This window comes from Massilia timonae (assembly GCF_001866515.1).
Classification (GTDB): Bacteria; Pseudomonadota; Gammaproteobacteria; order Burkholderiales; family Burkholderiaceae_D; genus Telluria; species Telluria timonae.
Window position 1 is genome coordinate 274,904 of record NZ_JRYB01000001.1, and the last position, 18,289, is coordinate 293,192.

General features: G+C 67.4%; 17 protein-coding genes. 9 read left to right on the forward strand and 8 right to left on the reverse strand.

Annotation, left to right across the window (positions count from 1 at the left end):
- Positions 1-59: 59 nt before the first annotated feature.
- The 4 genes from LO55_RS01235 to LO55_RS01250 all read left to right on the forward strand — a co-directional run bounded on the left by LO55_RS01235 (position 60) and on the right by LO55_RS01250 (position 5,248).
- A complete protein-coding gene (locus LO55_RS01235; protein ID WP_071360133.1) occupies positions 60-2,252 on the forward strand; it encodes an O-linked N-acetylglucosamine transferase, SPINDLY family protein in 2,193 nt (730 codons plus the stop codon).
- A gap of 151 nt (positions 2,253-2,403) precedes the next feature.
- Positions 2,404-3,255, forward strand: a complete 852-nt coding sequence (locus LO55_RS01240; protein ID WP_071360134.1) for a flagellin N-terminal helical domain-containing protein — start codon at positions 2,404-2,406, stop codon at positions 3,253-3,255.
- A gap of 110 nt (positions 3,256-3,365) precedes the next feature.
- Complete coding sequence (locus LO55_RS01245; protein WP_071360135.1) at positions 3,366-4,250, forward strand: hypothetical protein; 885 nt, start codon at positions 3,366-3,368, stop codon at positions 4,248-4,250.
- 143 nt (positions 4,251-4,393) lie between these two features.
- Entirely contained in the window at positions 4,394-5,248 is an 855-nt protein-coding gene (locus LO55_RS01250) for a flagellin N-terminal helical domain-containing protein (protein WP_071360136.1), read from the forward strand.
- A gap of 92 nt (positions 5,249-5,340) precedes the next feature.
- Here the strand turns inward: LO55_RS01250 and LO55_RS01255 are convergent, their stop codons facing one another.
- The 8 genes from LO55_RS01255 to LO55_RS01290 are packed head-to-tail and all read right to left on the reverse strand — an operon-like array spanning position 5,341 to position 12,882.
- The gene (locus LO55_RS01255; RefSeq protein WP_071360137.1) at positions 5,341-6,453 is read right to left on the reverse strand and encodes a DegT/DnrJ/EryC1/StrS family aminotransferase; all 1,113 of its coding nucleotides are present in this window, start codon (positions 6,451-6,453) and stop codon (positions 5,341-5,343) included.
- 43 nt (positions 6,454-6,496) lie between these two features.
- Complete coding sequence (locus LO55_RS01260; protein WP_071363650.1) at positions 6,497-8,590, reverse strand: flagellar biosynthesis protein FlhA; 2,094 nt, start codon at positions 8,588-8,590, stop codon at positions 6,497-6,499.
- 5 nt (positions 8,591-8,595) lie between these two features.
- On the reverse strand, positions 8,596-9,735 hold the full coding sequence (locus tag LO55_RS01265) for an EscU/YscU/HrcU family type III secretion system export apparatus switch protein (protein ID WP_071360138.1): 1,140 nt from the start codon (positions 9,733-9,735) through the stop codon (positions 8,596-8,598).
- Positions 9,725-10,516: a flagellar biosynthetic protein FliR gene (fliR, locus tag LO55_RS01270; RefSeq protein WP_083415086.1), complete on the reverse strand. Its 792-nt coding sequence runs from the start codon at positions 10,514-10,516 to the stop codon at positions 9,725-9,727. Before fliR ends, LO55_RS01265 begins: the two co-directional genes overlap by 11 nt.
- On the reverse strand, positions 10,517-10,786 hold the full coding sequence (fliQ, locus tag LO55_RS01275) for a flagellar biosynthesis protein FliQ (protein ID WP_005668624.1): 270 nt from the start codon (positions 10,784-10,786) through the stop codon (positions 10,517-10,519).
- Positions 10,787-10,817: 31 nt separating this feature from the next.
- Positions 10,818-11,594 (reverse strand): flagellar type III secretion system pore protein FliP, encoded by a 777-nt coding sequence (gene fliP / locus LO55_RS01280; RefSeq protein ID WP_083415088.1) that lies wholly within the window; start codon positions 11,592-11,594, stop codon positions 10,818-10,820.
- Positions 11,591-11,947, reverse strand: a complete 357-nt coding sequence (locus LO55_RS01285) for a FliM/FliN family flagellar motor switch protein (RefSeq protein ID WP_143054432.1) — start codon at positions 11,945-11,947, stop codon at positions 11,591-11,593. The genes fliP and LO55_RS01285 overlap by 4 nt, the downstream gene beginning before the upstream one ends.
- Positions 11,947-12,882, reverse strand: coding sequence for a FliM/FliN family flagellar motor switch protein (locus tag LO55_RS01290; RefSeq protein ID WP_071360140.1), 936 nt, complete (start codon positions 12,880-12,882; stop codon positions 11,947-11,949). Before LO55_RS01290 ends, LO55_RS01285 begins: the two co-directional genes overlap by 1 nt.
- Before the next feature lie 332 nt (positions 12,883-13,214).
- On the opposite strand from LO55_RS01290, the gene fliE reads away from it, so the two are divergent.
- The 5 genes from fliE to fliI are packed head-to-tail and all read left to right on the forward strand — an operon-like array spanning position 13,215 to position 18,281.
- Positions 13,215-13,556, forward strand: coding sequence for a flagellar hook-basal body complex protein FliE (fliE, locus tag LO55_RS01295; RefSeq protein WP_071360141.1), 342 nt, complete (start codon positions 13,215-13,217; stop codon positions 13,554-13,556).
- 19 nt (positions 13,557-13,575) lie between these two features.
- Positions 13,576-15,291 (forward strand): flagellar basal-body MS-ring/collar protein FliF, encoded by a 1,716-nt coding sequence (fliF, locus tag LO55_RS01300; protein WP_071360142.1) that lies wholly within the window; start codon positions 13,576-13,578, stop codon positions 15,289-15,291.
- Positions 15,275-16,297 (forward strand): FliG C-terminal domain-containing protein, encoded by a 1,023-nt coding sequence (locus LO55_RS01305; RefSeq protein ID WP_005668614.1) that lies wholly within the window; start codon positions 15,275-15,277, stop codon positions 16,295-16,297. Before fliF ends, LO55_RS01305 begins: the two co-directional genes overlap by 17 nt.
- A complete protein-coding gene (fliH, locus tag LO55_RS01310) occupies positions 16,294-16,968 on the forward strand; it encodes a flagellar assembly protein FliH (protein ID WP_005668613.1) in 675 nt (224 codons plus the stop codon). The genes LO55_RS01305 and fliH overlap by 4 nt, the downstream gene beginning before the upstream one ends.
- On the forward strand, positions 16,965-18,281 hold the full coding sequence (gene fliI / locus LO55_RS01315; protein ID WP_005668612.1) for a flagellar protein export ATPase FliI: 1,317 nt from the start codon (positions 16,965-16,967) through the stop codon (positions 18,279-18,281). Before fliH ends, fliI begins: the two co-directional genes overlap by 4 nt.
- Positions 18,282-18,289 lie beyond the last annotated feature (8 nt).

The following is an 18,289-nucleotide window of genomic DNA, read 5'->3' on the forward strand; positions in this document are numbered from 1 at the left end:
ATCACACCGACACCAACCACCTCCGCGCCGCCGCGGGCCCGGTTCCCCGGGAGCGCGGCATGAACCAGATGACGCCCCCTGGCGCCAATCCCGAGATCGAGCAGCACCGGCGCGCCGTGCGCAAGAAGCCGCGCGATGCGAATGCCCACGCCCTGCTGGGTCTGTCCCTGCTGCGCCAGCGCCAGCTCGACGAGGGCGTGCGCGCGCTGCAGCGCGCGTTCGAGCTCAAGGTCAGGCAGCCGGAACTGCATGCGGTGCTGGCCGCCGCCCTGTTCGAACTGGAGCGCTACGAAGAAGCGGCCGCCAGCTACCGCCAGGCGCTGCGCTTCCAGGACGCCGCCGACCTGCAGCGGGGCCTGGCCGACTCCCTGTCCAGGCTCGGCCGCCATCAGCAGGCCGAGGACAGCGCCCGGCGCGCGGTCGCGCTGAAGCCGGACGACGTCGGTTCGCACCTGCTCCTGGCGGGCGCCTTGTACAAGCAACAACGCCTGGAAGATGCCGCCGACGTCCTGCAGCGCGTCCTTGAACTCGAGCCGCAGCGCACGGACGCCCGTTACGACCTCGGCTACGTCCTGTACTCGCTGCACCGGCACCAGGAGGCGCTGGCCTGCATGGAGCGGGTCGTCGCCGAGCAGCCGGCCCACCTGAATGCGCTGCGCCATATCGGCCTGTGCCGGCGCGCGCTGGGCAAGGTCGACGACGCGGTCGTCATCCTCGAAGAAGCCGTGGCGCGCGAACCGGACAACGGGCAGTTGGTCGCGGAACTGGCCGGCACGCTCCACATGCTCGGCCGCCTGCCGGAAGCGGTGGCCATGTCCCGGCGCGCGCAGGAGCTCGATCCGGCCAATATCATGGCGCTGCGCACCGGAATCCATACCCGTTTCGCCCTCGGCGAATGGCAGGAAGCGCTGCGCCTGGCGCGCGAACTCCTGGCGCACGCCCCGAGTCCGGAACACCACAGCATGCTGCTGTTCATCCTGAGCCATTGCTGCCAGGATGGAGATGAGCTCACGCGCGAGCATTTCGCCTATGGCGAGCGGTGGGAAACGCCGCTGCGCGCGCTGCGCCAGCCGCACGCCAACGTGCGCGACCCGCAGCGCAAGCTGCGCATCGGGCTGGTGTCGGGCGACCTGTACCGGCACGCGGTGGCGCGCTTCATCGCGCCGGTCCTGCGCACCCTCAAGAACAGCACGCAGGTCGAATTCTACGTCTACCACAACCAGGTCAAGGAAGACGAGATGACGCACACGATGCGCGCCGACGTGGCGGCATGGCGGTCGATCATGCATCTCGACGACGCGGCCGCCGAGCGCCTGATCCGCGCGGATGCGATCGACATCCTGATCGACCTGTCCGGCCACTCGGCCTTGAACCGCCTGCCCCTGTTTGCGCGCAAGCCGGCGCCGGTCCAGGCGACCTGGATCGGCTACGCGGGCACGACCGGCCTGGAAGCGGTGGACTACATCCTGGGCGACCGTTTCTGGCTGCCCGGCACGCGCTACGACCGGCAGTTCACCGAAAACATCGTGCGGCTGCCGATGTTCGTGCTGTTCTTGCCGGAGCCGACCGCGCCGCCGGTCAATCCCCTGCCCGCCCTGGAGAACGGCTATATCACCTTCGGCAGCTTCCACCGCGCCAGCAAGCTGGGACAGGACGTGATCAGGCAATGGTCGCTGCTGCTGCACGCCATCCCGACCGCGAAAATGCTGCTGGGCGGCATGCAGGAAGGGATCGACGACGTGCTGGTCGACTGGTTCGCCCAGGAAGGCATTCCGCGCGAGCGGCTGCTGTTGCGCGAGCGCGCCGGCATGTACCATTACCTGAAGCAGCATTACGAGGTCGACATCTGCCTCAGTCCCTTCCCCTACAGCGGCGGGACCACGATCGGCCATGCCCTGTGGATGGGCGTGCCGACCCTGGCCACGGTCGGAGCAACCAATCCCAGCCACGCGGCGGCGGCATTCATGATGCATCTCGGCCTGGGCGCCTTCGTCACCGAGAACGAAGAGACCTACGTCAAGCTCGGCGCCCTCCTGTCCGAGAACGTGTCGGCGCTGGCAACCATGCGCCAGACCATGCGCCAGCGCTTCCTGGAGTCGCCCCTCGGCTATCCGGCCATCCTCGGCGCGTCGTTCGAGATCGCGATGCGGCGCATGTGGACCCGCTGGTGCGATGGGCAGGAGGCGGCGCCGTTCCCGGTCAGCCTGGCCGATGTGGAGGCCTATGGACGGCAGCCGGCCGCGCCGGACTGATTCTGCCGGAGGGGGCGGCTGCCCCCTTTCTCCCATCTGCAAAAAATTTCTCAAAAGAATTTAATGCCGTAGCGAAACTGGTCGCCTTGTACAGTGGAGAGCGAGTGACGCGCTCGAATTTCCAGATAATGCTGTACCAACAGGAGCTACCATGCTGAGCCTTCACACCAACAACGCCGCTCTGTCCGCGCAGAATTCGATCGCGAAAACCCAGAGCTCGCTGTCGACTTCGATGACCCGCCTGTCGACCGGCTACCGTATCAATTCGGCCATGGACGACGCCGCCGGCCTGCAGATCGCTTCGCGCCTGAAAGCCCAGACCTCGGGCATGACCGTGGCGATGCGCAACACCCAGAACTCGACCTCGATGCTGCAGACCGCCGAAGGCGCGCTGGACGAAGTGTCGAACATGCTGATCCGCATGAAGGACCTGGCAACCCAGGCCGCCGACCAGTCGTCGACCGACGACGACAAGACCGCCATGCAGGCCGAATACGACGCCCTGGGCCTGGAACTGGCCAACGTCCTGGACAACACCAAGTTCGGTGGCGAAGCCCTGCTGGTCGGCGGCACGCTCGCCAACGCGATGACCTTCCAGATCGGCGCCTCGTCGGACGAGACCATGGAAATCAACCTGTCGACCGACCTGGCGTCGGTCGTCACCGACGTGACCTCGGCCACCGCCAACTATGCCGGCACCGCCGGCGGCACCGAGCTGACCGACAATGCGAACGCCACCATCGGCACCCTGGAAGACGCGCTGGCGTCGGTCAACAAGGTGCGTTCGGGCCTGGGCGCCGCCGCCAACCGCCTGGAACACGTGTACAACAACCTGTCCAACATCAGCACCAACACCAAGGCCGCGACCGGCACCATCATGGACGTCGACTTCGCCAGCGAAAGCGCGAACATGACCTCCAACCAGATGCTGCTGCAAGCCTCGACCGCCATGCTGAAGCAGTCGAACAGCATGTCCTCGATGGTCATGTCGCTGCTGCAGTAATCACCGCAAGACCGGGCTTGCGGCCGGGTTCCGAGCGGACCCGGCCCGGCAACACGCGAAAGGCCAGCCCCTGCGGTTGGCCTTTTTTACATTCCTGAACGGGGTCCATCATGGCCAGCGTCTCTTCCCTTCCCGCCCTGCCTCCACTCGTCACGCCGCCTTCCACGCCGGCGCTGCCGGTCGGCGCCGTCGCCGCGGCCGCCCCGGTCGCCCTGCTCGCGGGGGGCGCCGACGGGCCGCCGCTGCCGTTCTCGCAAGCGCTGTCCACGGGCGCCGGCACGCCGGCCCAGGCGCCGGAATCCGGCGCCGAGGGGACGGCCATGCGTCCCGACCAGGCGATCATGGCGCGCCAGCTGGCCTACCAGCAGATGGACGCCGCCGGCCTGGCGCGCGCCTGGCGCACCCAGGTGCGCAACCACGGCAGCCAGCTGGCCAGCCGCGCCCTGGCCAGCAGCGCCGGCCAGCTGTCGCCGGCCCTGCTGGCGGCGGCGCAACAGGGCCAGGTGGTGGGCCAGGCGATGCGCCAGCCCGAGCTGCTGGCGGCCCATCCGGACGCCTGGCGCTTCACGGTGCATGGCGCCGGCCAAGCGCCCCAGCACCTGGAAGTCCTGTCGCGCGACCCCGACCAGCCGCCGGGACGCCGCCGGCGCCTGCGCGCCGCCCTGCGGCTGGAGCTGCAACTGGCCGACGGCAGCGCCGTCGTGGTCGAGGTCGAGCCGCTGCCCGGCGGCGTCGCGCTGACGCTGTGCGGGGCCGACGCACGCACGCTGACGCGCCTGCGCTGGCTGCAGCCGGAGCTGGAGAGCGCGCTCGGCCGCGCCGGATTGAAGGTGTTGCGCTGGCAGTTTCGCGACCGCCTGCCGACCGAGCACAGCCACGCCCTGCGCACCAATGCCGAAGCGGTGGCCCAGGCCCTGAGCCCGGCGGTGTTCCGCGCGGTGGCCGAGCTGGCGCTGCTGCTCCCGGCGGTCGAGCAACCCGCACGGGAAGCCTGAGTCCGCCGCTATCCAGGTATGAAATATTTTCGAGAAAATTTCTCAAAAGAATTTAATGCCGTAGCGAAACTGGTCGCCTTGTACAGTGGAGAGCGAGTGACGCACTCGAATTTCCAGATAATGTAGTACCAACAGGAGTTACCATGCTGAGCCTTCACACCAACAACGCCGCACTGTCCGCACAGAATTCGATCGCGCGCACCCAGAGCTCGCTGTCGACCTCGATGACCCGCCTGTCGACCGGCTACCGCATCAATTCGGCCATGGACGACGCCGCCGGCCTGCAGATCGCTTCGCGCCTGAAAGCCCAGACCTCGGGCATGACCGTGGCGATGCGCAACACCCAGAACTCGACCTCGATGCTGCAGACCGCCGAAGGCGCGCTGGACGAAGTGTCGAACATGCTGGTCCGCATGAAGGACCTGGCAACCCAGGCCGCCGACCAATCGTCGACCGACGACGACAAGGATGCCATGCAGGCTGAATACGACGCACTGGGCCTGGAACTGGCCAACGTCCTGAAGAACACCAAGTTCGGCGGCGAAACCCTGCTGGTCGACGGCACCGTCGACGCCGCCATGACCTTCCAGATCGGCGCCTCGTCGGACGAGACCATGGAAATCGACCTGTCGGACGACATGAGCGCGCTGGCCGATGCCGCCTCGGCCGTCTCGACCAACTACACCTCCGCTTCCACCGGCACCGAACTGACCGGCACCAACGCAAACGGCACCATCGACGACCTGGAAACCGCGCTGGACGCGGTCAGCAAGGTCCGTTCGGGCCTGGGCGCCGCCGCCAACCGCCTGGAACACGTGTACAACAACCTGTCCAACATCAGCACCAACACCAAGGCCGCGACCGGCACCATCATGGACGTCGACTTCGCCAGCGAAAGCGCGAACATGACTTCCAACCAGATGCTGCTGCAAGCCTCGACCGCCATGCTGAAGCAATCGAACAGCATGTCGTCGATGGTCATGTCGCTGCTGCAGTAATCGTCATCGGCCAGGCCCGGGCTTCCCGGGTCCGCCAATGCAAAAAGGCCAACCTCGCGGTTGGCCTTTTTCGTTGGCGCAGCCGGATCGTCTCATCCGTGCGCGACGATGTCGATGATCCGGTCGACGTCGGCATCGGCCAGGGCCGGATAGATCGGCAGGCACAGCACCCTGGCGGCGGCGGCCGTCGCCACCGGCAGGTTGTCGCGGCGCGCCGACGCCAGCCCCCGGTACATCGGGAAGTCCGTGATCAGCGGATAGAAGTAGCGGCGCGGGTGGATGTCATGGCGCTTCAGGCGGTGATACAGCTCGTCGCGGCTGGCGCCGTACTCCGGCTCGACCAGGATCGGGAAATACGAGTGGTTCGCGACCTTCTCGCCCGCGCGGTCCACGCAGCGGATCCCGGCCACCGGCGCCAGCGCCGCGCGGTAACGCGCATCGATCTGGCGCCGCCGTTCGATCGCCGCGTCCACGCTCTTGAGCTGGAGCATGCCGAACGCCGCATTGATCTCGCTCATCTTGCCGTTGATGCCGGGCGCGACGACCGTGACCTCGTCGACGAAGCCGAAGTTCTTCAGGTGATCGATGCGCTGCTTGGTGCGACGGTCCGGGCAGACGATGGCGCCGCCCTCGAAGGTGTTGAAGACCTTGGTGGCATGGAAGCTGAGCACCGACAGGTCGCCATGGCGCAGGATGCTGCCGCCGGCGTCCTCGACCCCGAAGGCATGGGCGGCGTCGTAGATCACCTTCAGGTTGTAATTGTCCGCGATCTTTTCGATCGCCGCGACGTCGCAGGGATGGCCGTAGCAATGCACCGGCAGGATGGCGGTGGTGTGCGGCGTGATCGCCGCCTCGATCCGCGCCGGGTCGAGGTTCAGGCTGCCCGGCTCGACGTCGGCGAACACCGGGGTGATGCCGTTCCAGAGCAGCGAATGGGCGGTGGCCACGAACGAGTATGGCGTCGTGATGACTTCGCCGGTGATGCGCGCGGCCTGCAGGGCGGTCACCAGCGCCAGCGTGCCGTTCGAGAACAGGGCCAGGTGCTCCACGCCCAGGTAGTCGCACAAGGCCTGCTCGAGCTGCTGGTGGAACGGTCCGCCATTGGTCAGGATCCGCTTGTCCCAGATCTCCTGCAGGTAGGGATAGAACTCTTCCAGCGGCGGCAGATGCGGCTGGGTCACGTAGATCGGTTTCGCGTCACTCATGCTTTGCTCCTCCAGGGGACACGGCGCCGCGCCCCCGCCTGCGTCAGCCCACCGTCCCGACGATCGACACGTCGCGGTTCTCGGGAATCTCGTTATACGACAGCACGTGCAGCCCCGGCGCGAACAGGCGCGCATAGCGCGCCAGCAACGGGCGCACCTGCGGCAGCACCAGCAGCAGCGGCGGCGTGTGCTGCTGCTTCATCTGCTCGCGCGCCACCGGCATATTGATCTGCAGCTGGGACAGCAGCTGCGGATCGATCGGGTAATTATCCAGCACTACCTTGCCGCCGCCGTTCTGGCGCGCCTGGTTCAGGGAACCGAGCAGCATGTTTTCCAGTTCGGCCGACAGGTTAAATGCCGGCATCTCCTTCTTCTTGCCGAACAAGGTCGAGACGATCTGGCGCCGCAGCGCGCAGCGCACCTCGGCCGCCAGCAGGATCGGATCCTTGGTCGTCTCCGAGCTGTCGAGCAGGGTGGTGGCGATCACCACGATGTCCTTCAGCGACACGCCCTCGGCCAGCAGCACGCGGAACACGCGCAGCAGCTGGGTGTGGGTGAGCGCCTTTTCCAGCGCCGCGGCCAGCTTGGGCGACAAGGCGGTGAGGCGTTCCAGGATCGCCGGCACGTCTTCGTGGCGGAACAGCTCGTGCAGGTATTCGCGCACCACCTTCGAGACGTGGGTCGCGATCGCGCTCGGCACCTCGACCACCTGGTAGCCCAGGCCCAGCGCGTGCGCCTTCTGGCCCGGTTCGATCCAGGTGATGGCCATGCCGTAGGCCGGTTCGATACCGGGGATGCCGTCCAGTTCACCGTACACGTTCGGCGACGGGATCGCCAGCAGGTGCTCGGGCATCACCTCGGCTTCGGCCACCACGGTGCCGGACAGGCTGATCGAGTACTGGGTCGGGCGCAGCGCCAGGTCGTCGCGCACCGCGATCGCCGGCAGCAGCATGCCCATCTGTTCCGACAGGCTCTGGCGCACGCCCTTGATGCGCTTGACCAGCGGCTCGCCCTGGGCGCGGTCGAGCATGCCGACCAGCTTGTAGCCCACCGCCACCGTGACCGGCTGCACCACCGGCAAGGCCTGCCAGTCGAGGTCGGGCGCGCGCTCGTCGCGCAGCGCGGCCTCGATCTTCGCCACGCCGGCGACGTCGGGCGCTTTCACTCTCTTCGACATGTTCCAGCCGACATAAGCCAGCACGGCGGCCGCCGCCGTGAAGAACCACCACGGCATGCCCGGCACCATGGCCATGATGAACATCACGCCGGCCGCCGAGAACAGCACCGTCGGCTGGGCCAGCAGCTGGTCGCTCACCTGCTTCTCGAGGTCGCCCGATTCGCCGATACGGGTCACCAGGATCGCCGCCGCCGCCGACAGCAGCAGCGCCGGGATCTGGCCCACCAGGCCGTCACCGATGGTGAGCAGCGCATAGACGCGGAACGCCTCGCCCATCGGCAGATCGTGCATCAGGGCGCCGATCGCGACGCCGCCCACCAGGTTGATGATCAGGATCAGGATCGAGGCGATGGCGTCGCCGCGCACGAACTTCGAGGCGCCGTCCATGGCGCCGTAGAAGTCGGCCTCGGACGCCACGTCCTTGCGCCGGATGGTGGCCTGTTCCTGGTTGATCAGGCCCGCGTTCAGGTCGGCGTCGATCGCCATCTGCTTGCCCGGCAGCGCGTCCAGGGTAAAGCGCGCCGACACTTCCGAGATGCGCTCGGCGCCCTTGGTGACGACGATGAAGTTGATGATCATGAGGATCACGAACACCACCAGGCCGACCACGAAGTTGCCCCCGATGACGACGTTGCCGAAGGCTTCGATCACCTGGCCGGCGGCATGCGTGCCTTCGTGACCGTGCAGCAGCACCACGCGCGTCGAAGCGACATTCAGCGCCAGGCGCATCAGTGTCGTGCCCAGGATCACGGTCGGGAACACGGCGAAGTCGAGCGGGCGCTTGGCCGTCACCGACACCAGGATCACGATCAGCGCCAGCACGATGTTAAAGGTGAACAGCACGTCCAGCAGGATCGGCGGCAGCGGCAGGATGATCATGCCCAGCAGCGCGATCAGGAAGACCGGGGCCGCGTACTTCTGGCGCCGCAGCTCCTGGATGACGCTGTTGATCGTGTTCATGAAGTTCATTCTTTCTTCTCGCTCAGGTGGGATGGCACGTCCATCTCGTTGGGGAACCGCGGGGGCGCCTGGCGCCGGCCGGCACGGAACGCATTCAGTTGTAAAACGTAGTTCAGCACCTGCGACACCGCCTGGTACAGCTGGGCCGGGATCTGCTGCTGCACCTGGCTGGTGTTGTAGATGGCGCGCGCCAGCGGCGGCAGGGTCAGGGTCTCGACGTTGTTCTCTTTCGCCACCTGGCGGATGTACAGCGCCATCTCGTCCACGCCCTTGGCCACCACGAACGGCGCCTCGGCGCGCGCGGTGTCGTACTTGAGCGCCACCGCATAGTGTTCCGGATTGACGATCACGACGTCGGCGGTCGGCACCGTGCTGCGCACGCTGCGCCGGGCCAGCTGCTGCTGCAGCTGGCGGATGCGCTGCTTGACCTCGGGCCGGCCCTCGTTGCTCTTGTGTTCTTCCTTGATCTCCTGCTTGCTCATGCGCTGGTTGCGCATGAACAGCCAGTGCTGCACCGGCACGTCGATCAGGGCGAACACCACGAACACCGCCACCATCGCCATCAGGGCGTCGAAGGCCAGGCCGCTGCCGGCGGCGATGGCGTCCGTCAGCGGCATGCGCTGCAGCTCGACGTAGGCCTTCATGCCGGCGCGCGACACCATCCACAGCACCACGCCCAGCATGACAGCCTTGCCGAACGAGGTGAGAAAACCCACCCAGTGCTTTTGCGAGAACAGGTTGCCCAGGTTGGTGATGGGGCTGAAGCGGCTGAATTTGGGCTGCAGGTTCTTGCCGCTGGCGATGAAGCCGCCCGGCACCACGCCGGCCACGACGATCGCCAGCGGCACCGCCAGCAGCGGCAGCACCATCTGCACCAGCAGCATCACGCCGGCGCCGAACACGGTCGACAGCGCGTTCTCGATGTCGCCGGCCGCGCCCATGGGCACGAACACCAGGCGGAACAGGTGGCGCATGTCTTCCAGGTAGCCGGGCGCCATCAAGGAGAACAGCTTCAGGCTGATCAGGATGCCGACCGCGGTCGCCAGGTCGCGCGAGCGCACCACCTGGCCCTCCTGGCGCGCTTTCTTGAGTTTTTGCGCCGAGGGCTTTTCGGTCTTGTCGCCGCCGCTGTTGTTATCCGCCACGGGCCATCCTCATCTGTTCGGTCAGCATCTCGAGCACCTGGTTGGTCATCGACACGTAGTGCTCGGGAATGAAGCGCACCAGTTGGATCAACATCAACAGGCCGAAGATCGTGACCAGCGCGAAGCCCAGCGAAAACAGGTTCAGGCTGGGCGCGACCCGGTTCAGGAAACCAAAGCCCATCTGCACCACGATGGTCGAGAACACGATCGGCAATGCCAGCAGCACGGCGGCGGCGAACACCCAGCCGACATTCAGCGCCACCGCCTCCAGCAGCATCGGCGGCACGCCCGAGCCGACCGGCCACGCATGGAAGCTCTGGCCCAGCACCGCGACCAGCACCAGGTGGCCGTCGATGGCGAAGAACACCAGCATCGCCACCAGCGACATCAGGCCCGAGATCACGTCCGACACCTGGCCGTTGACCGGGTCGTTCATCTGCGCCATCGAAAAGCCGATCTGGCTCGAGGCCAGGAAGCCCAGCATGGTGACGGCCGCCATCGCGAACTGCAGGGCCAGGCCCAGCACGCCGCCGATCACGGCCTGCTCGAACATGGCGACCACGCCGGACAGCGAGAACGGATCCGGAGCCGCCATGCCGGCGCGCGTGGTCAGCGGCAGCATCAGGAACGACAGCACGATCGCCAGCAGCGCGCGCACCGGCACCGGGATGGCGCCGTCGCCCATCACCGGCGCGGTGACCATCATGGCCATGATGCGGCAGAACGGCCACCACAGGGCGCCGATCAGCGGCATCAGGAAGCCGAACAGCTCGATGCCCATTCAACCCACCAGGGTCGCCGCGCGCTGGAACACCGAGACGCAGTAATCCATCAGCCGGGTCGTCATCCAGTGGCCGGCCAGGATCACCGCCAGCAGGGTCACCAGCAGGCGCGGCAGGAAGCTCAGGGTCTGTTCGTTGATCTGGGTCGCGGCCTGGAACAGCGCCACCACCAGGCCCATGACCAGGCCCGGGATGACCAGCACCATCACCAGCAGCATCACGATCTGCAGGGCCTCGACCACCAGGTCGACGGCGATATCGGGACTCATGTTCGTCGCTCTCTCGTACAGGAATGGCCGGCTAGTAGCCGTGGATGCTGCCCACCAGGGTGCTCACCGTCAGCGTCCAGCCGTCGACCAGCACGAACAGCAGCAGCTTGAACGGCAGCGAGATCACCAGCGGCGACAGCATCATCATGCCCATCGCCATCAGCACCGACGCCACCACCAGGTCGATGATCAGAAAGGGAATGAACAGCATGGCGCCGATCTGGAACGCGGTCTTCAGTTCGGACAGCACGAAGGCGGCCAGCTTGACCGGGAAGCTGTGCTGCTGCGGTTGCGCATAGTCGGGTTCGCCGGCCAGGCGCGCGACCTGCGCGAGCGAGGCCTTGCTGGTCTGGGCCAGCATGAAGCGCGACACTGGCACTTCGGCGATCCGCAGCGCCTGCTCCAGGCCGATCTTGTCCTGGTCGTAGGGCAGGAACGCCTCTTTCCATACCTGCTCGCCGATCGGACGCATCACCAGGATGGTCAGGATCAGGGCGATGCCGGTGATGATCCGGGTGGGCAGGCCCTGCTGCAGGCCGAGGGCCTGGCGCAGCAGCGACAGCACGATCACGAAGCGGGTGAAGCAGGTCATCATCATGATCATCACGGGCAGCAGCCCGAGCAGGGTCATGATGACCAGGATCTGCGACTTGACGCTCATGCCGGAGCTGGTCGCATCGGCGCCCGGGATGACGCCGGCCAGCAGGTCCTGGTTCTGGGCCAGCGCCGGGGACGACAGCAGCAGGCCGCCGAGCAGCGCGCCGAGCAGCAGCGCGCCCGGCGGCGCGCTGCGGGTGACACGCATCATGGCGCGAGCATGTCCAGGTTCAGGCCGTCCAGGTCGATCACCTTCAGGCCATACTGCTCGCCCGCGACCACCACCTCGGCACGCCCGATCGGGGTGCCGTTGACCTTGATCACCAGCGGCTCGCCGGCCAGCGAATCGAGCGGCAGCACCGACGATGGCTGGATATCCATCAGTTCCTGCAGCGAGACGCGGGCCGACCCGACCTCGAGGGTCAGGGTCACCGGGATGCGCCGCATCATCTGCGGCAGGTGGCGTCCGGCCTGGCGGCCGGCCGTGGCGGTCGCACCGTCGACGGCGTCCAGATCATCGATGATCACGTCGCCAGCCAGTTGCTCGTTGAGATTCATGTCCATTATTCGGCGTCTTCAAATGAGGTTAAACACAGCTTGCCCTTGTGCTCGGCCACTGCGGCCGTGAACAGGCGGGAATCGTCGAGCAACACGTCCGCGCGGCCCACCGAGACCGGGATCACGTCGCCGACCTTCAGGCCGAACAGCGTGGCGAGGGTCACTTCCTTGCTCACCAGGCGGCCTTCGAGCTTCACCCTGAGGTGCGATGCCAGCGGCTCGCGCGCCATGCGCGCCGCGCCGCGCATGCCGTTGCGGTCGGCCATCAGGCCCTGCAGCACGTGGGCCATCAGGCCGTGGTCGAGGCTGATCCACAAGCGGCCTTCCGGCGCCGCCAGGCTGGGGTCGTCGGTGTCGCGCCGGCCGTACTGGGCGCGCAGCACGGCGCGGACCACCCAGCCGGACTTGCCCGGCGCGCCGGCCGGCACGATCGAGGCGCCGCCCTTGGCCAGCTGCGGCGCCAGCGCCGGCGCGGAAGTCCCGGCCGCGGCCAGTCCTTGCCCCACCTGCTCGTCGAGCAGCCGCGTCACCTGTTGGGCCAGGGTCGCGGCCAGGCGCTCCTCGGTGGCGGTCACGCGCTCGAGGCCGGGATCGCGCTGCGGTGCAATATTCGGTCCCTGCAGCGGCCCCTGCGTGCGGCGCGCATAGCGGCCTTCGAGCAGGTCCAGCAGCAGGCTGCGTTCGAAAGCGACGGCGGCCAGTCCGTAGGGACCGTTCACGCCCAGCCAGCGCAGCGCGCGGTCGTCGGGGGCGCGCTCGAAGGCGAGGCTTTCGAGACGGAAAGCGCCCCAGTAGCGGCGCCCACCGGGAGAAGCCATCGCGGTGCCGAGCGCCTCGGCCAGGCGCGCCGCGAAGGCCGGCAGCAGATGCACCGGCCGCCCCAGCAGGCAGGGGTCGAGCACCTGGAAATCGCGCGCACGATCTGGTTGATTTATCGACATGTTTGTTGACTAAAGATTACGTTTCGATAACAGCTTTTCATTCTCCACGGCAACAATTATACAGGGAAGTTTTATACAGAAGCTTTGACATTCTTCTTTGATTTCCAACTTGCCGTACGGTAATATCGTGCTGTCGCATCGCAACAACTCACCCCACTTTCCCGGTTTCCCAGAGGAGAGACGAAGGGAAAGGACAGAAGACAAACGAAAAAAACAAACGTTCGTTCGTTGACCGATGCTTAAGAATTTCACGACTGACCGGGCCAGCAAAAGCCGAAAATCCGCAACTTTTTGTCGCTCGCAAACAACAACGTTTTTACATGGGAACCACGATGGCAACTGAACTTGCCGGCCTGATCCGGGCCGACCTGGCGCAACTGACCAACGACGCGAATCGCCTGGCGATCGCCCCCGCCACTTCCTTCGCCAACCCCGGCGCGGAATCCAGCAATGTCTTTTCCTTCACCCAGGTGATGAAGCAGGCCATCGCCAATGTGGATGCCCAGGACCAGGCCGCCGGCGCGCGCGTGGCCGCAGTCGAGTCCGGCAAGAGCGACGACCTGGTCGGCGCGATGCTGGCCAGCCAGCAAGCCAGCCTGTCGTTCTCGATGCTGATGCAAGTACGCAACAAGGTCATGACGGCCGTCGACGAGCTGATCAAGCTCCCGGTCTAACCATACAGCGAAACTTCCCGTGATCTCCTCCCTCAAGTCCGCCGTCGGCGGCAAGCTGGCCCTGCCCTCGCTGCCGCCCCTGCTGCGCAACAACCTGCCGCTGATGCTCGGCCTGGCCGTGGCGCTCACCGCCGCCATCATGATGTACATGTGGCAGGACCAGTCCAGCTACAAGCCGGTGTTCGGCGCGCGCGAAAAAGTCGCCGCCGCCGACATGATGACCGTGCTCGAAGCCGAACAGATTCCCTATCGTGTACACCCCGAGAGCGGCCAGGTGATGGTGCCGGCCGCCGCGCTGGGCAAGGTGCGCATGCTGCTGGCCGCCAAGGGCGTGACCGCCCAGCTGCCGGCCGGCCTGGAACTGATGGACCGCAACGATCCGCTGGGCGTGTCGCAGTTCGTGCAGGACGTGCGCTTCAGGCGCGGCCTGGAAGGCGAGCTGGCGCAGAGCATCCTGACCATGGACGCGATCGCGTCGGCGCGGGTTCACCTGGCGATCGCCAAGACCAGCTCCTTCGTTACCGCGACTACCGACGGCAACTCGGCCTCGGTGGTGGTCTCGGTGAAACCCGGCCGCGCCCTGTCGAACGAGCAGGTGGCGGCGATCGTCAACCTGGTCTCGGGCAGCGTGCCCGGCCTCAAGCCGCAGCGCGTGTCGCTGGTCGACCAGGCCGGCAACTTCCTGTCGTCGCGGGTCGACCTGGAGGATGGCTTCGAAGGCGCGACGCAGGGCGACGCGGCCTCGAAGCGCTACACCGACGAGGTGCGCGCCAACGTCAACGACCTGCTGGCGCCGATCCTGGGCGTCAACAACTACAAGCTCAGCGTGACCGCCGCGGTCGACAACGACCGCATCGAAGAGACCCAGGAAAAATACGGCGAAGCCCCGAAGGTCACCAGCGAGGCGATGCGCGAGGAGATGGAAAAGAACCGCATGGCGCTGGGCGTGCCCGGCACCCTGTCGAACCGCCCGCCGGCGCCGGCCAATCCGGATGCGCTCGATACCGAGGCGCCGGGCGGAAACGGCGAGGACGGCAGCGCGCGCAAGAACGCCACCACCCGCCAGTACGCCTATGACCGTGCGATCACCCAGATCAAGCGCGAACGCGGCCGCCTCAAGAAGCTGTCGGTGGCGGTGGTGCTGAACAATGCCAGCGCCGCCAACGGCCAGGCCTGGACGCCGGCCGAGCTGGCCAACATCAAGACCATCCTGGCCGGCGGCCTGGGCATCGACGCCGCGCGCGGCGACGTGCTGGCCGTCTCGAGCCTGAACTTCCCGGCCGCGCCCGTGGCCCAGGAATGGTGGCAGGAGCGCGACAACGTGGTCGACATGACCAGCTACGCCCTGTGGGCGCTGGGCGCGATCCTCGCTTACTTCCTGCTGGCCCGCCCGCTGCTGCGCGCCGTCACCACGCGCCTGGCGCCGCAACAGCCGCCGCTGGCGCCGGCCACCCCTGCCCTGCCGGGCGCACCGGGCGCCGCAGCCGCCGCGCCCGGCGCGGCCGCGGCCGGGTCATTGCCTGCCGGCGTGGCCGCCCTCGGCGCGCCGGACGCCGCCACCGCGACCAGCCCCGGCGCCGTGGTCCCGCTGCTCGAGAACTACGACCTGCCACCGAGCGGTTCGGCGGTGGACGTCATGGTCGACCACCTGAAGATCCTGGCCGGCAAGGAGCCCGAGCGCGTTGCCGAAGTCGTCAAACAATGGGTACAGAAAAAACATGGCCGACCAGAATAATTTTGAGGACGACGCCGTCGTCCTGACGCCGGTCGAACAGGCCGCGATCGTGTTGCTGTCGATCGGCGAGGAGCAGGCGGCCGCCGTGCTGCGCTGCCTCGAGCGCGACGAATTGATGGAACTGACCCAGGTCATGTCGCGCATGAGCGGCATCAAGGTCGACGCCGTCAAGTCGGCGCTCCAATCGTTCTTCGACGACTACCGCCAGCAAAGTGGCCTGCATGGTGCCTCGCGCAGCTACCTCAAGCGCTCGCTCGACCTGGCGCTGGGCAGCGACATCGCGAATAGCGTGCTCAACACGATCTATGGCGATGCGATCCGCCCGATGATGGCGCGCCTGCAGTACGCCTCGCCGCGCTGGCTGGCCGAATTCGTCTCGAGCGAGCACGTGCAGATGCAGGCCGTGTTCCTGGCCTTCCTGCCGCCGGCGCTGGCTTCCCAGATCCTGGAGGCGCTGCCGGTCGAGGGCCGCGAGCTGGTCTTGCTGAACATGGCGCGCCTGGACGAGATCGACCGCGACGTGCTGCACGAGCTCGAAGAGCTGGTCGGCCGCTGCCTGGCCGCGCTGGATACGCAAAGCGCCAGCGTGGAAGGCGTGCGCCAGGTCGCCGACATCCTCAACCGCCTGCAGGACAACCGCGCCGGCATGGTCGAACTGCTGCGCGCCCACGATCCCGAGGTGGTGTCGCAGATCGAGATGTCGATGTACGACTTCTTCATCCTGTCGCGCCAGACCGAACAGGTCATCACCCGCCTGCTCGACGACGTGCCGCTGGAACAGTGGGCGATCGCGCTCAAGGGCGCCGAGGCGCCGCTGCGCGAAGCCATCCTGGCCGCGATGCCGCGCCGCCAGGCCCAGAGCTTCGAAGACCTGATGCGCCGTTCGGGCCCGATCCCGATGTCGCGCATCGAACAGACCCGCCGCGAGATCATGGCCACCGTCAAGGAACTGGCCGACGCCGGCGAGATCGACATCCAGCTGTTTGCCGAGGCGACCGCGGAATGAAGCAGTTCAGGTCCTATCACTTCCCGCCGCTGCACCAGTTCAGCGCGGCGCGCCCGGCCGGCCCGAACGGCGCGGGCTCGCAGGAGGAATGGCAGAGCGCCCTGGCCGACGGCTACCGCCAGGGCCAGCGCGAAGGCTATGAGGCCGGTCTCGACCAGGGCCGCGCCGAAGGCTATCCGCGCGGCGAGGCCGAGGGCCGCGAGCGCGGGATGGAAGAAGGCCGCGCCGCCGCGCTGGCGCGCTTCGACGAACTGGCGCGCCCGGTCGAGGCCATGCTCGAGGGCCTGTCCCAGCTCAAGGCCGACCTGCGCGCGGCGCAGCGCAACGAAGTCGTCGAACTGGTCGGCAAGATCGCGCGCCAGGTGATCCGCGCCGAACTGGCGCTGCAGCCGGTGCAGCTGCTGGCCCTGGTGGAAGAAGCGCTGGCCGTGATGCCGCCGTCGCGCGACGAGGTCGAGGTCTTCCTCAATCCCGAGGAACTGCGCCGGGTGCAGGAACTCGATCCCAAGCGCGCGCGCACCTGGACCCTGCTGCCCGACCCTGCGCTGGAGCCGGGCGAGTGCCGCGTGCGTGCCGGCGACAATGAAGTCGACGCCGGCTGCCAGGGTCGCCTGGCGGCGGTGATGGAGCAGGTCCACGACCAGCTCATGACGGAGGAGCCGACGGCATGATGGCCCTGGCCGACAGCCTGCGTGCGGTCGACATCGGCGCGGTGCCGGTGGCGACGCCGACCGGACGCCTGGTGGGCGCCCAGGGACTCCTGCTGGAGTCCGTCGGCTGCCGCCTGCACACCGGCCAGCGCTGCCGCATCGAGACCGTCGACGGCGAGTGGCTCGACGCCCAGGTGGTGGGCTTTCGCGACAAGGTCTCGTACCTGATGCCGTTCAAGAAGGCGGCGGGCCTGGCCACCGGCGCGCGCGTGCTGCCCACGCCCGACAAGAGCGACCTCATGATCGGGCCGTCGTGGCTGGGCCGCATGGTCAACGGCCTGGGCGAGCCGATCGACGGCCTTGGCCGCCTCGGCGGCGACCAGCCGCTGTCGACCACCCCGCCGCGCGTCAATCCCCTCAGGAAGGCGCCGGTCGAGGAACCGCTCGACGTTGGCGTGCGTGCCATCAATGCCATGCTCACCATCGGCAAGGGCCAGCGCGTCGGCCTGATGGCCGGCTCCGGGGTCGGCAAGTCGGTGCTGCTGGGCCTGATCACGCGCCAGACCGTGGCCGACGTGATCGTGGTCGGCCTGATCGGCGAACGTAACCGCGAGGTGCGCGAGTTCGTCGAGCGCTCGCTCGGCCCGGAAGGCCTGAAACGCGCCGTATTGGTGGTGGCCCCGGCCGACGAAAGCCCCCTGATGCGCGTGATGGCGACCGAGATGTGCCATTCGATCGCCGCCCACTTCCGCGACCGCGGGCTGAACGTGCTGCTGCTGTGCGATTCGCTGACCCGCTACGCGATGGCGCTGCGCGAAGTCGCGCTGTCGCTGGGCGAGCCGCCGGCCACGCGCGGCTACCCGCCGTCGGTGTTCTCGAACCTGCCGCAACTGGTCGAATCGGCCGGCAATGGCGAACATCCGCAAGGCAGCATGAGCGCCATCTACACGGTGCTGGCCGAGGGCGACGACCAGCAGGATCCGGTGGTCGACTCGGCGCGCGCGATCCTCGACGGCCACATCGTGCTGACCCGCGAGCTGGCCGAGCGCGGCCACTATCCGGCGATCGACGTCGCCCAGTCGATCTCGCGCTGCATGGCCCAGGTGGTGCCGCAGGAGCACGCGCTGGCCGCGCGCAAATTGAAAGCCGCGATGGCGCGCCATGCGCGCGTGCGCGACCTGATCCCGCTCGGCGCCTACGTCCCGGGCGCCGATCCGGAAACCGACCGCGCAGTGCAGCTGCAGCCGCAGATCGAAGCCTTCCTGTGCCAGGGCACGCGCGAGGCGGCGCCGATGGCCGGCTGCGTCGCGGCCTTGAGCGCGATGATGGCGTGAGGACCGGA

Excerpts from the sequence above, each read along its gene's own strand:
- LO55_RS01290 (WP_071360140.1), bottom strand. The coding sequence starts at position 12,882 with ATGTCGATAAATCAACCAGATCGTGCGCGCGATTTCCAGGTGCTCGAC.
- LO55_RS01240 (WP_071360134.1), top strand. The coding sequence starts at position 2,404 with ATGCTGAGCCTTCACACCAACAACGCCGCTCTGTCCGCGCAGAATTCG.
- LO55_RS01250 (WP_071360136.1), top strand. The coding sequence starts at position 4,394 with ATGCTGAGCCTTCACACCAACAACGCCGCACTGTCCGCACAGAATTCG.
- fliQ (WP_005668624.1), bottom strand. The coding sequence starts at position 10,786 with ATGAGTCCCGATATCGCCGTCGACCTGGTGGTCGAGGCCCTGCAGATC.
- fliR (WP_083415086.1), bottom strand. The coding sequence starts at position 10,516 with ATGGGCATCGAGCTGTTCGGCTTCCTGATGCCGCTGATCGGCGCCCTG.
- LO55_RS01245 (WP_071360135.1), top strand. The coding sequence starts at position 3,366 with ATGGCCAGCGTCTCTTCCCTTCCCGCCCTGCCTCCACTCGTCACGCCG.
- fliE (WP_071360141.1), top strand. The coding sequence starts at position 13,215 with ATGGCAACTGAACTTGCCGGCCTGATCCGGGCCGACCTGGCGCAACTG.
- fliP (WP_083415088.1), bottom strand. The coding sequence starts at position 11,594 with ATGATGCGTGTCACCCGCAGCGCGCCGCCGGGCGCGCTGCTGCTCGGC.
- fliI (WP_005668612.1), top strand. The coding sequence starts at position 16,965 with ATGATGGCCCTGGCCGACAGCCTGCGTGCGGTCGACATCGGCGCGGTG.
- LO55_RS01305 (WP_005668614.1), top strand. The coding sequence starts at position 15,275 with ATGGCCGACCAGAATAATTTTGAGGACGACGCCGTCGTCCTGACGCCG.
- fliH (WP_005668613.1), top strand. The coding sequence starts at position 16,294 with ATGAAGCAGTTCAGGTCCTATCACTTCCCGCCGCTGCACCAGTTCAGC.
- LO55_RS01260 (WP_071363650.1), bottom strand. The coding sequence starts at position 8,590 with ATGAACACGATCAACAGCGTCATCCAGGAGCTGCGGCGCCAGAAGTAC.
- LO55_RS01285 (WP_143054432.1), bottom strand. The coding sequence starts at position 11,947 with ATGGACATGAATCTCAACGAGCAACTGGCTGGCGACGTGATCATCGAT.
- LO55_RS01235 (WP_071360133.1), top strand. The coding sequence starts at position 60 with ATGAACCAGATGACGCCCCCTGGCGCCAATCCCGAGATCGAGCAGCAC.
- LO55_RS01255 (WP_071360137.1), bottom strand. The coding sequence starts at position 6,453 with ATGAGTGACGCGAAACCGATCTACGTGACCCAGCCGCATCTGCCGCCG.